General features: G+C 72.1%; 14 protein-coding genes. 11 read left to right on the top strand and 3 right to left on the bottom strand.

The window, feature by feature from the left end:
- Positions 1-30: 30 nt before the first annotated feature.
- Positions 31-1608: an oxidoreductase gene (locus B9S61_RS00385; RefSeq protein ID WP_103540377.1), complete on the bottom strand. Its 1578-nt coding sequence runs from the start codon at positions 1606-1608 to the stop codon at positions 31-33.
- A 193-nt stretch (positions 1609-1801) separates the two neighbouring features.
- On the opposite strand from B9S61_RS00385, the gene hisD reads away from it, so the two are divergent.
- From hisD to hisF, 8 genes are read left to right on the top strand one after another with little or no spacing between them, the layout of a single operon-like run.
- A complete protein-coding gene (gene hisD / locus B9S61_RS00380) occupies positions 1802-3151 on the top strand; it encodes a histidinol dehydrogenase (protein ID WP_103540376.1) in 1350 nt (449 codons plus the stop codon).
- Complete coding sequence (locus B9S61_RS00375; RefSeq protein WP_103540375.1) at positions 3148-4287, top strand: histidinol-phosphate transaminase; 1140 nt, start codon at positions 3148-3150, stop codon at positions 4285-4287. The genes hisD and B9S61_RS00375 overlap by 4 nt, the downstream gene beginning before the upstream one ends.
- Positions 4284-4877, top strand: a complete 594-nt coding sequence (hisB, locus tag B9S61_RS00370) for an imidazoleglycerol-phosphate dehydratase HisB (protein WP_103540374.1) — start codon at positions 4284-4286, stop codon at positions 4875-4877. The genes B9S61_RS00375 and hisB overlap by 4 nt, the downstream gene beginning before the upstream one ends.
- 3 nt (positions 4878-4880) lie before the next feature.
- Positions 4881-5039, top strand: coding sequence for a hypothetical protein (locus tag B9S61_RS40550; protein ID WP_181007167.1), 159 nt, complete (start codon positions 4881-4883; stop codon positions 5037-5039).
- 4 nt (positions 5040-5043) lie between these two features.
- A complete protein-coding gene (gene hisH, locus B9S61_RS00365; protein ID WP_103540373.1) occupies positions 5044-5685 on the top strand; it encodes an imidazole glycerol phosphate synthase subunit HisH in 642 nt (213 codons plus the stop codon).
- Between the two features lie 4 nt (positions 5686-5689).
- Positions 5690-6412 carry a bifunctional 1-(5-phosphoribosyl)-5-((5-phosphoribosylamino)methylideneamino)imidazole-4-carboxamide isomerase/phosphoribosylanthranilate isomerase PriA gene (gene priA / locus B9S61_RS00360; RefSeq protein ID WP_103540372.1) on the top strand — a complete coding sequence of 241 codons (723 nt, stop codon included), beginning with the start codon at positions 5690-5692 and terminating at the stop codon, positions 6410-6412.
- Positions 6413-6428: 16 nt separating this feature from the next.
- On the top strand, positions 6429-6833 hold the full coding sequence (locus tag B9S61_RS00355) for a Rid family hydrolase (RefSeq protein WP_103540371.1): 405 nt from the start codon (positions 6429-6431) through the stop codon (positions 6831-6833).
- Positions 6830-7585 carry an imidazole glycerol phosphate synthase subunit HisF gene (gene hisF, locus B9S61_RS00350; RefSeq protein WP_103540370.1) on the top strand — a complete coding sequence of 252 codons (756 nt, stop codon included), beginning with the start codon at positions 6830-6832 and terminating at the stop codon, positions 7583-7585. Before B9S61_RS00355 ends, hisF begins: the two co-directional genes overlap by 4 nt.
- An 11-nt stretch (positions 7586-7596) precedes the next feature.
- Here the strand turns inward: hisF and B9S61_RS00345 are convergent, their stop codons facing one another.
- Together B9S61_RS00345 and B9S61_RS00340 are read right to left on the bottom strand one after the other, a co-directional pair.
- Positions 7597-7995, bottom strand: a complete 399-nt coding sequence (locus tag B9S61_RS00345; RefSeq protein WP_103540369.1) for a VOC family protein — start codon at positions 7993-7995, stop codon at positions 7597-7599.
- 23 nt (positions 7996-8018) lie between these two features.
- Positions 8019-8654 carry a TIGR03085 family metal-binding protein gene (locus B9S61_RS00340; protein ID WP_103540368.1) on the bottom strand — a complete coding sequence of 212 codons (636 nt, stop codon included), beginning with the start codon at positions 8652-8654 and terminating at the stop codon, positions 8019-8021.
- Positions 8655-8846: 192 nt separating this feature from the next.
- Between B9S61_RS00340 and hisI the strand changes: the two genes are divergently transcribed.
- From hisI to B9S61_RS00325, 3 genes are all read left to right on the top strand, one after another.
- On the top strand, positions 8847-9278 hold the full coding sequence (gene hisI, locus B9S61_RS00335; protein ID WP_103540378.1) for a phosphoribosyl-AMP cyclohydrolase: 432 nt from the start codon (positions 8847-8849) through the stop codon (positions 9276-9278).
- An 11-nt stretch (positions 9279-9289) separates the two neighbouring features.
- Positions 9290-10813, top strand: coding sequence for an anthranilate synthase component I (locus B9S61_RS00330; protein ID WP_103540367.1), 1524 nt, complete (start codon positions 9290-9292; stop codon positions 10811-10813).
- Positions 10814-10863: 50 nt separating this feature from the next.
- Positions 10864-11129: Trp biosynthesis-associated membrane protein (locus B9S61_RS00325; protein WP_181007166.1), on the top strand; the 266-nt coding region annotated here is incomplete at its 3' end.

Below are 11129 nucleotides of genomic sequence, written 5' to 3'. Positions count from 1 at the left end.
CCGGGGTGAGCCGCGGCGCCCGGCCGGCGGCTACGTGCGCCGCAGTGTCCGGGTCGCGCCCGCCGCCACCGTCGTCGCGAGGATCCAGCCCAGCAGGACGAACGCCGCCGACAGCCACTGCCAGCCGCCGCGCAGCTGCCAGAAGCCCACCTGGCCCAGGTCGATCACCGGCAGCAGCAGGTCCAGCGCGAACAGCGCGGGGTTCCAGGCGGGATGCTCGCCGCTCTTCAGCGGTGGGTGGTCCGCGCGCGCGAAGGCCAGCGAACCGGCCGCCCACAGCACCGCCATCCACACCGCGGCCCGGCCCGGCCGGTAGCCGTACGCGACCGTGCAGTCCTGCGCGTAGCCCCACAGCTTGGCCGCGAGCGGCAGACTCTCGCGGCGGCGGCGCTGCCGGGCGAGCAGCACCTCCCGGGCGTCCTCGTCCTCCCCGCTCTCCCGCAGCACGGCGGCCAGCCGCTCGTACGGCTCCGGGTTGTACTCGGCGCTCGCCGCGTCCACCCAGCGCAGCCGCAGCGCGAGCGCGAACGGCCCGCGCGGCACCAGGTTCTCGTAGGTGAAGCCGCCCATGTGCAGCCGGCCGGGGCCCGGCCAGCTGTCCGCCCGGTCCATCAGGTTCACCACCCGCGCCCCCGACAGCACCACCTTGCCGCGCGCCGGCCGCTCCCCGAGGAACCGCAGCTCGGGCGTCTGCACCCGGCGCAGTGACAGCTCCTGCTCGTCGGTGAGGACGAACCGGGCCCCCTCGAAGTCGACCGCGTCCCCGAACCGTCCGTCGTCCAGCCGCACCCCGCCCCGGCACTCGAACCGCTGGATCCGCGTCCCGCGCGCCGGCGTCATCCCGCTGCGCGCCTGGGCGCCCACCCCCGCCGGGGTCAGATACAGCGAGCGCTCCACGGTCAGCTGCGGCGCGTTCAGCGCGAGCCGGGCGTGCGAGTTGCCCAGCCGCGCGCCGCGCAGGCTCAGCGAGACGCCGATCGTCGCGCTGCGCAGGCTCAGCTCGCCGTGCGACTCCAGCATCTCCGCCTGGAGGTCCTGCCCGACGGTCATCCCGTCGGCGGCTATCGAGCGGCCGCTGCGGTCGCGGTGCACGATCGCCTGGTTGAGCAGCAGATCCGTACCGATCCGCGCGTCGGTCAGCCGTATGCCGCCCAGGAACCGGCAGCGCGGCAGATGCAGGTCACCCTCGGTGTGCAGCCGGGCCGCCTCCAGGCGCGGTATCGAGCAGTCCACCATCCGCACGGTGGTGAAGCGGGTCTCCGGCAGCAGCACGTCCCGCTCGAAGCGGCAGCCGCGCAGCTCCCAGTACGGCACCACCGTGCCCCCGGCCAGATCGAGCACGCCGCTGATCCGCACCCCGGCCAGCTTCAGCGACGACACCCGCCCGGCCAGCGCGGGCGGGCCGTCCAGCAGCAGCCAGCACACCACGCGCGCCCGGACCGTCCGCTCCGGTCCCCACGGATGCCCTCCGTGCGGGTCGTCGACGACCGTGTCGCCGCTGCTCAGGTCGTACACGCTGCCGTTGCGGAAGGCCTGCCACATCCCGGCCTCCGTGGCGGTCAGGTCCTCCGGCGGCTCCGCGCCGCCCGGTCCCGCACCGTGGGTCACGGACCTCCCCTCCTCCTCACCTACTCGTCGGTTCGTCCCTTCGTACAACCGGTGATGCCCGGTGTGGTGACGTGTTGAACACGGAAAGTGAAGAGGATCTCGAATCCGTGCGCGGACCGTCACCGCGGGGGTTCCGTATCAGCCACTGGTACGGGCGGACGGCCCGCCGTCCCGGTCTGAGAGAATTGAGCACGTGATCTCACGAATCGATCTGCGCGGCGACGCCCTCCCCGAGGGTTCCGCCCTGCGCGACCTGCTGCCCCGAGCCGACTTCGACGTCGCGGCCGCCCTGGAGAAGGTGCGGCCCATCTGCGAGGACGTGCATCATCGGGGCGACGCGGCGCTGATCGACTTCGCGGCGAGGTTCGACGGCGTCGAGCTCGAACGGGTACGTGTCCCCGCCGCCGCCCTCACGCGCGCCCTGGAGGAGCTGGACCCGGCCGTGCGCGCGGCCCTGGAGGAGTCCGTCCGGCGCGCCCGGCTCGTCCACCGGGCGCAGCGCCGCACCACGCACACCACCCAGGTCGTGCCCGGCGGGACCGTCACCGAGAAGTGGGTACCGGTCGACCGGGTGGGGCTGTACGCGCCGGGCGGCCGGGCCGTCTACCCGTCCTCCGTGATCATGAACGTGGTGCCCGCCCAGGAGGCCGGTGTCCCGTCCCTCGCGCTCGCCTCCCCGGCCCAGGCCGACTTCGGCGGGCTGCCGCACCCCACGATCCTGGCCGCCTGCGCCCTGCTCGGCGTCGACGAGGTCTACGCGGCGGGCGGTGCCACCGCCGTCGCGATGTTCGCGTACGGAACCGAGTCCTGCCCGCCCGTGAACATGGTCACCGGCCCCGGCAACATCTGGGTCGCCGCCGCCAAGCGCTACTTCACCGGCAGGATCGGCATCGACGCCGAGGCAGGCCCGACCGAGATCGCGATCCTCGCGGACTCCACGGCCGACCCCGCGCACGTCGCCTCCGACCTGATCAGCCAGGCCGAACACGACCCGCTGGCCGCCGCCGTCCTGGTCACCGACTCCGCGGAGCTCGCGGACGCGGTGGAGAAGGAACTGAAGCCGCAGGTCGAGGCCAGCAAGCACGTCGACGACCGGATCGTCCCGGCCCTGTCCGGCCGCCAGTCCGCGATCGTCCTGGTCGACGGCGTCGAGGAGGGCCTGCGCGTCGTCGACGCCTACGGCGCCGAGCACCTGGAGATCCAGACCGCCGACGCCGCCGCCGTGGCCGGCCGGGTGCGCAACGCGGGCGCGGTCTTCGTCGGCCCCTGGTCGCCGGTCTCCCTCGGCGACTACGCGGCCGGCTCCAACCACGTCCTGCCCACCGGCGGCTGCGCCTGCCACTCCTCGGGCCTGTCCGTCCAGTCCTTCCTGCGCGGCATCCACATCGTCGACTACACCGAGGACGCGCTGGCCGAGGTCGCGCACCACGTGGTCACGCTGGCGGAGGCGGAGGACCTGCCCGCGCACGGCGCGGCGATCAAGGCGAGGTTTGTCGGAGACGAACAGATGTCGCGTGGGTGGAAGGTGCCTGAGAACAAGTGAGCTTCGGAATCGACGATCTCCCCGTACGGGACGAGCTGCGCGGCAAGTCCCCCTACGGCGCGCCCCAACTGGACGTCCCCGTCCGGCTGAACACCAACGAGAACCCCTACCCGCTGCCCGAGCCGCTGGTCGAGCGGATCACCGAGCGGGTCCGTGAGGCCGCCCGGAACCTCAACCGCTACCCCGACCGGGACGCGGTCGAACTGCGTACCGGGCTGGCCGAGTACCTGACGAAGACGGCCGGCCACCCGGTCGGCCCCGAGAACGTCTGGGCGGCCAACGGCTCCAACGAGGTCATCCAGCAACTGCTGCAGACCTTCGGCGGACCGGGCCGCACGGCGATCGGCTTCGAGCCGTCGTACTCGATGCACGCCCTGATCTCGCGCGGTACCGGCACCCACTGGATCTCCGGGCCGCGCAACGAGGACTTCACCATCGACCTCGCCGCCGCGCGGGAGGCGATCGCCGGGCACCGGCCCGACGTCGTCTTCGTCACCACCCCCAACAACCCCACCGGCAACGCCGTCCCCGCCGAGACGGTCCTCGCGCTGTACGAGGCCGCCCAGGCGGCGAAGCCGTCGATGGTGGTCGTGGACGAGGCGTACATCGAGTTCAGCCACGGCCGCTCACTGCTCCCGCTGCTCGACGGCCGTCCGAACCTGGTGATCTCCCGCACCATGTCGAAGGCGTTCGGCGCGGCGGGCCTGCGCCTCGGCTATCTCGCCGCGCACCCCGCGGTCGTCGAAGCCGTCCAGCTGGTCCGGCTGCCCTACCACCTGTCGGCCGTCACCCAGGCGACCGCGCTGGCAGCCCTGGAGCACACCGACACGCTGCTGAAGTACGTCGAGCAGCTGAAGGCCGAGCGCGACCGGCTGGTCGACGGACTGCGCGGGCTCGGCTACGACGTCACCGAGTCCGACGCGAACTTCGTCCAGTTCGGCAGGTTCGAGGACTCCCACGCCGCCTGGCGCGACATCCTCGACCGGGGCGTCCTGGTCCGGGACAACGGCGTACCGGGATGGCTGCGGGTCACCGCGGGCACCCCGGCCGAGAACGACGCGTTCCTCGACGCGGTACGTCAGATGCAGAGCCTTGTGGGGGACACCCCCACACCCCCGAAGGAGCAGAGCGCATGAGCCGCGTTGGACGCGTGGAACGCACCACCAAGGAAACGTCCGTGCTCGTCGAGATCGACCTCGACGGCACCGGGAAGACCGAGATCTCCACCGGGGTCGGCTTCTACGACCACATGCTCGACCAGATCGGCCGGCACGGTCTGTTCGACCTGACCGTGAAGACCGAGGGCGACCTGCACATCGACTCCCACCACACCATCGAGGACACCGCCCTCGCGCTCGGCGCCGCCTTCAAGCAGGCGCTCGGCGACAAGGTGGGCATCTACCGCTTCGGCAACTGCACGGTCCCGCTGGACGAGTCCCTCGCCCAGGTCACCGTCGACCTGTCCGGCCGCCCCTACCTCGTGCACACCGAGCCCGAGAAGATGGCGCCGATGATCGGCGAGTACGACACCACGATGACCCGGCACATCCTGGAGTCCTTCGTCGCCCAGGCCCAGGTCGCCCTGCACGTGCACGTGCCGTACGGGCGCAACGCGCACCACATCGTGGAATGCCAGTTCAAGGCCCTCGCCCGCGCCCTGCGCTACGCCTCCGAGCGCGACCCCCGCGCGGCCGGCATCCTGCCCTCCACGAAGGGCGCGCTGTAAGCCATGAACGGTCTGTCCACCGTCCTGATCGTCGTCGGCCTGTTCTTCGTCGGCGGCATCATCTCCTTCGCCAAGCAGAAGATGCCCAAGAGCCTCATCGTGCTGCTGTCCATCGGCGCCGCGATGTGTCTCGGCACGGGCCTTCTGTACCTGGAGGTGTGACGCTTTGAGCACCACCAAGAAGGTCGTGGTCTTCGACTACGGCTTCGGCAACGTCCGCTCCGCCGAGCGGGCCCTCGCCCGCGCGGGCGCCGACGTCGAGATCACCGGCGACTTCGACACGGCCATGAACGCCGACGGTCTGCTGGTGCCCGGCGTCGGCGCCTTCGCCGCCTGCATGAAGGGCCTCAAGGAGGCGCGCGGCGACCGGGTCGTCGACCGCAGGCTGTCCGGCGGCCGCCCGGTGATGGGCATCTGCGTCGGCATGCAGATCCTCTTCGCGCGGGGCATCGAGCACGGCGTGGAGAGCGAGGGCCTCGAAGAGTGGCCCGGCTCGGTCGAGCCGCTCCGGGCCGACATCGTGCCGCACATGGGCTGGAACACCGTGGACCCCCCGGCCGGCTCCGAGCTGTTCGCCGGCCTCGACGCGGACGCCCGCTTCTACTTCGTGCACTCCTACGCCGTCCACGACTGGACGCTGGAGCCCACGAACCCGGCGATACGCGCCCCGCTGGTCACCTGGTCCACCCACGGCGAACCGTTCGTGGCCGCGGTCGAGAACGGCGCTCTGTGGGCCACCCAGTTCCACCCCGAGAAGTCCGGCGACGCCGGTGCCCAGCTCCTCACCAACTGGATCGGAACCCTGTAGAGACATGGCCAAGCTCGAACTCCTCCCCGCCGTCGACGTCCGCGACGGCCAGGCCGTCCGCCTCGTGCACGGCGAGTCCGGGACGGAAACGTCGTACGGCTCCCCCCTGGAGGCCGCGCTCGCCTGGCAGCGCTCGGGCGCCGAGTGGCTGCACCTCGTCGACCTCGACGCCGCGTTCGGCACCGGTGACAACCGCGCGCTGATCGCCGAGGTCGCGGGGGCGATGGACATCAAGGTGGAGCTGTCCGGCGGAATCCGCGACGACGACACCCTCTCCGCCGCCCTCGCCACCGGCTGCACCCGCGTCAACCTCGGCACCGCCGCCCTGGAGACCCCCGAGTGGGTCGCCCGGGTCATCGCCGGACACGGCGACAAGATCGCCGTCGGCCTCGACGTCCGCGGCACCACCCTGCGAGGCCGCGGCTGGACCCGCGACGGCGGTGACCTCTACGAGACGCTGGAGCGCCTCGACAAGGAGGGCTGCGCCCGCTACGTCGTCACCGACATCGCCAAGGACGGCACCCTCCAGGGCCCCAACCTGGAGCTGCTGAAGAACGTCTGCGCCGCCACCGACCGCCCCGTGGTCGCCTCCGGAGGCGTCTCGTCCCTCGACGACCTGCGCGCCATCGCCGGGCTCGTCCCGCTCGGCGTCGAGGGCGCCATCGTCGGCAAGGCCCTGTACGCCAAGGCGTTCACCCTGGAAGAGGCCCTGGAGGCCACGTCGTGAACCAGGACACCGCGCGATGACCTCCGATGCCGTACGGCGCGTGCAGAGCGCGAGCCCCTGGGAGGAGTCTCTCGGCTTCGCACGCGCCGTGGCGGCGGGCGACCGCGTCCTGGTGGCCGGCACGACCGCCTTCCGGGGCGACGTGCTGTACGGGGAGGGCGACCCCTACGAGCAGGCCAAGGAGGCCTTCACCCTCGCGCTGGAGGCGATCGGAGAGTTCGGGCTCGGCATCGGGTCCGTGATCCGCACGCGTATGCACCTCGCCCACGCGCGTGACGTCGACGCGGCCGGACGCGCGCACAAGGAACTGTTCGACGCGGTGCGCCCGGTCACCACGCTGCTGGTGGTCGAGGGCTTCATCGACTCGCGCGTACTGGTCTCAGTGGAACTCGAAGCATTCAGAGGAGCCGTGGATTCATGACCCTGGCGGTCCGAGTCATCCCCTGCCTGGACGTCGACAACGGCCGGGTCGTCAAGGGTGTCAACTTCCAGAACCTGCGCGACGCGGGCGACCCCGTCGAGATGGCCAAGGTGTACGACGCCGAGGGCGCCGACGAGCTGACGTTCCTCGACATCACCGCCTCGTCCGGCGACCGGGAGACGACCTACGACGTGGTGCGCCGCACCGCCGAACAGGTGTTCATCCCGCTGACGGTCGGCGGCGGCGTCCGCACCGCCGAGGACGTGGACAAACTGCTCCGCGCGGGCGCCGACAAGGTCGGCGTCAACACCGCGGCCATCGCCCGCCCCGAACTCATCCGCGAGATCGCCGAACGCTTCGGCCGCCAGGTCCTGGTCCTGTCGGTGGACGCCCGCCGCACCGAGGCCGGCACCTTCGAGGTCACCACGCACGGCGGCCGCCGCGGCACCGGCATCGACGCCGTGGAATGGGCACACCGCGCCGCCGAACTGGGCGCCGGCGAGATCCTGCTCAACTCCATGGACGCCGACGGCACCAAGGACGGCTACGACCTGGAGATGATCGCCGCCGTCCGGAAGCACGTCACCGTCCCGGTGATCGCCTCCGGCGGCGCCGGAAGGCTCGGCGACTTCCCGCCCGCCGTCGCGGCGGGCGCGGACGCCGTGCTGGCCGCCTCCGTCTTCCACTTCGGTGATCTGCGCATCGGCCAGGTCAAGGAGACACTGCGGGCGGCCGGCCACCCCGTGCGCTGAGGCGGCCGGACTCAGCCGGCCGGCTGGGCCAGCTGAATGAGGTTGCCGACCGTGTCGTCCAGGACCGCCATGATCACCGGACCCTGCTCCCGGGGGTCCTGGACGAAGTGGACACCCTCTCCGCGCAGCCGCTCGTACTCCGCGCGGAGATCGTCCACGGAGAACACGATCGCCGGCAGTCCCGCCTCCCGCACCGACCGCCGGTAGGGCTCGGCGACGGGGCCCTGCCCCGGCTCCAGCAGCAGCTCCAGATCCCGCTGGGCGCCCTCGCGCGCGCCCACCGTGACGAACAGTGTCCCGTCGCCCAGATCCATGTGGGTACGCGTCTCGAAGCCGAGGACATCGGTGTAGAAGGCGTGCGCCTTCGCCACGTCGTCGACGTACACGCTGGTCATGGCCACTTTGATCACGATCTGCGCCTTTCGGGTACGGATCAGATGCCGAGCTGCCTGGTCTCCCGCAGCTTCGCGATCGCGTCGTCGTCGCCCTCCAGCCCGACCTCGGCCGCGCTCTGCCGTCCGTAGGCGAACAGCACCAGCTCGGACGGCTCCCCGGTCACCGTGACCACGGGCGCGCCGCGATGCGCCACCACCGTCCGGCCGTCCGGACGGCGCAGTACCAGGCCCACCGGGACCCCGCGGCCCATCAGCCGCGCGGACCGCTCGAGGCGTGACCACAGGGCGTCCTGGAACACCGGGTCCAGTTCGCGCGGCGTCCATTCGGGCTGGGCCCGGCGGACGTCCTCGGTGTGGACGTAGAACTCGACGATGTTCGACAGCTCGTCGACCTGCTTGAGCGAGAAGGGGGAGAAACGCGGGGGGCCGGTCCTGACGAGCTGGATCAGCTCCTCGTACGGCTTGGCGGTGTACTCCGCCGTCACCCGTTCCAGACGCGGCGCGAGCTGTTTCACCAGCATGCCGCCGGCCGCGTCCGGGCGGCGCTCGCGCACCACCACGTGGGCGGCGAGGTCCCGGGTCGTCCAGCCCTCGCACAGGGTGGGGGCCTGCGGGCCCGTGGTCTCCAGCAGATCGGCCAGAAGGAGTCGTTCACGCTTCGCATGGGTCGACATGCAAGCCAGCCTACGACCGCCCGCGAAGTCCGCCCACCCGTCACCCGGCCGGCACCCGCAACGGCGCTCCTCCCCCGGCCGCCCGGACGGCCTCTCGGCCGCCCTCGTCGCACCGCTGTTCCCGACCGGCCGCGTTCCCAATCGGTGGACGACCCCGCGGACGCGTCCGCCCCGCGCGGCACAATGGTCCGCATGACCAGCACGCCCGCCCGTCGCCCGGCCACCACCCCTCACGGAGGCGCTGCGCGCCCCAGTGCTCCGCCCAGCCGCCTCGACCCGGAGCTCGCCGCGCGGCTCAAGCGCAGCTCCGACGGCCTCCTGCCCGCCATCGCCCAGCAGTACGACACCGGTGAGGTGCTGATGCTGGGCTGGATGGACGACGAGGCACTGCACCGCACACTGACCACCGGCCGCTGTACCTACTGGTCGCGCAGCCGCCAGGAGTACTGGGTCAAGGGCGACACCTCCGGCCACTTCCAATGGGTCAGGTCGGTCGCCCTGGACTGCGACGCCGACACCGTGCTGGTCAAGGTGGACCAGGTCGGCGCGGCCTGCCACACCGGCGCCCGTACCTGCTTCGACGCCGACGTGCTGGTGGCCGAAGCACCCGCAACGGATCAGTAGGGTCTGCCGCCATGGACCTCGAGACGTTCCGCAAACTCGCCACCGACCGCCGGGTCGTCCCGGTCACCCGCAAGCTCCTCGCCGACGGCGACACCCCCGTCGCGCTCTACCGCAAACTCGCCGGCGAGCGGCCCGGCACGTTCCTGCTCGAGTCCGCGGATGGGGGTACCTCCCAGGCGTTCAGCACTGGGGGAGGCCGCTCCTGGTCCCGGTACTCCTTCGTCGGCGTCCGCAGCGCCGCCACCCTCACCGAACGCGACGGACAGGCGCACTGGGAGGGCACCCCGCCCGTCGGCGTCCCCACGGGCGGCGACCCGCTCGCCACACTGCGAGCCACCCTCCAGGCCCTGCACACCCCGCGCGACCTCGCCCACGACCTCGGCCTGCCGCCCTTCACCGGCGGCATGGTCGGCTACCTCGGCTACGACATCGTGCGCCGCCTGGAGCGGATCGGCCCCGGCGAACGGGACGACCTGGGACTCCCCGAGCTGACCATGCTGCTCACCAGCGACCTCGCCGTCATGGACCACTGGGAGGGCGCCGTCTGGCTGATCGCCAACGCGATCAACCACAACGACCTGGAGACCGGCGTCGACGAGGCCTACGCGGACGCCGTGGCCCGCCTGGACGCCATGGAGGCGGATCTCACCCGCGCGGTGGCGCAGCCCCCGGCCGTACTGCCCCCGTCCGAGGTGCCCGAGTACACCGCGCGGTGGGGCGGCCCCGACTTCCGGGCGGCCGTGGAGGACGTCAAGGAACGCATCCGCGCGGGGGAGGCCTTCCAGGTCGTGCCCTCCCAGCGGTTCGAGACGCCGTGCACGGCGAGCGCCCTCGACGTCTACCGGGTGCTGCGCGCCACCAACGCCTCGCCGTACATGTACCTGTTCCGCTTCGACGGATTCGACGTGGCCGGCTCGTCCCCCGAGGCCCTGGTGAAGGTCGACGACGGGCGGGCCATGGTCCACCCCATCGCCGGCACCCGGCACCGCGGCGCCACCCCGCAGGAGGACCAGGCCCTCGCCGACGAACTGCTCGCCGACCCCAAGGAGCGCGCCGAGCACCTCATGCTCGTCGACCTGGGCCGCAACGACCTCGGGCGGGTCTGTGAACCCGGCTCCGTCGAGGTCGTCGACTTCATGTCCGTCGAGCGCTACTCGCACGTCATGCACATCGTCTCGACCGTCACCGGCCGGGTCACGGACGACCGGACCGCCTTCGACGTGCTCACCGCCTGCTTCCCGGCCGGCACGCTCTCCGGCGCGCCCAAGCCCCGCGCGATGCAGATCATCGACGAACTCGAGCCGTCCCGCCGCGGACTGTACGGCGGCTGCGTCGGCTACCTCGACTTCGCCGGCGACTCCGACACGGCCATCGCCATCCGTACCGCGCTGCTGCGGGACGGCACCGCGTACGTCCAGGCAGGGGCCGGAATCGTCGCCGACTCGGACCCGGCCGCCGAGGACACCGAGTGCCGCAACAAGGCGGCGGCGGTCCTGCGCGCCGTGCACACGGCGAACCGGCTGGGAAACTCCTGAGGCTTCCGTGACGAACCCCGGGTGTCGGTTCGCCCGGGGTTCAGGCGATAGTGGATGTCGTGACTGCTGTACCTACCCCCCGTTCCGAGGCCGCCGGCTCCGCCAGGACCGGCCGCCTCAGCCTCGCCGTGGCCCTGCTGTCCGGCGCCCTGGGCGCCGCCGTGGTCCTGCTCGCCACCCGGCAGCAGTGGTCGGAGGGCACCGCGACGGTGGCCGGCGGCACGTTCCCGCTGACCGCCAAGGGAAGCGACGTCACCGGCGTCCCGGCCGCCCTGGCCGTCGTGGGACTGGCCGCGCTCGTCGCCGTCTTCGCCGT

Origin of the sequence: Streptomyces sp. SM1 (assembly GCF_002910825.1) — a bacterium.
In the GTDB taxonomy this organism is placed as follows: Bacteria; Actinomycetota; Actinomycetes; order Streptomycetales; family Streptomycetaceae; genus Streptomyces; species Streptomyces okerensis.
This window is presented reverse-complemented; position numbering and strand designations above follow the sequence as displayed.

Excerpts from the sequence above, each read along its gene's own strand:
- hisB (WP_103540374.1), top strand. The coding sequence starts at position 4,284 with ATGAGCCGCGTTGGACGCGTGGAACGCACCACCAAGGAAACGTCCGTG.
- B9S61_RS40550 (WP_181007167.1), top strand. The coding sequence starts at position 4,881 with ATGAACGGTCTGTCCACCGTCCTGATCGTCGTCGGCCTGTTCTTCGTC.
- priA (WP_103540372.1), top strand. The coding sequence starts at position 5,690 with ATGGCCAAGCTCGAACTCCTCCCCGCCGTCGACGTCCGCGACGGCCAG.
- B9S61_RS00355 (WP_103540371.1), top strand. The coding sequence starts at position 6,429 with ATGACCTCCGATGCCGTACGGCGCGTGCAGAGCGCGAGCCCCTGGGAG.
- hisI (WP_103540378.1), top strand. The coding sequence starts at position 8,847 with ATGACCAGCACGCCCGCCCGTCGCCCGGCCACCACCCCTCACGGAGGC.
- B9S61_RS00330 (WP_103540367.1), top strand. The coding sequence starts at position 9,290 with ATGGACCTCGAGACGTTCCGCAAACTCGCCACCGACCGCCGGGTCGTC.
- B9S61_RS00340 (WP_103540368.1), bottom strand. The coding sequence starts at position 8,654 with ATGTCGACCCATGCGAAGCGTGAACGACTCCTTCTGGCCGATCTGCTG.
- hisF (WP_103540370.1), top strand. The coding sequence starts at position 6,830 with ATGACCCTGGCGGTCCGAGTCATCCCCTGCCTGGACGTCGACAACGGC.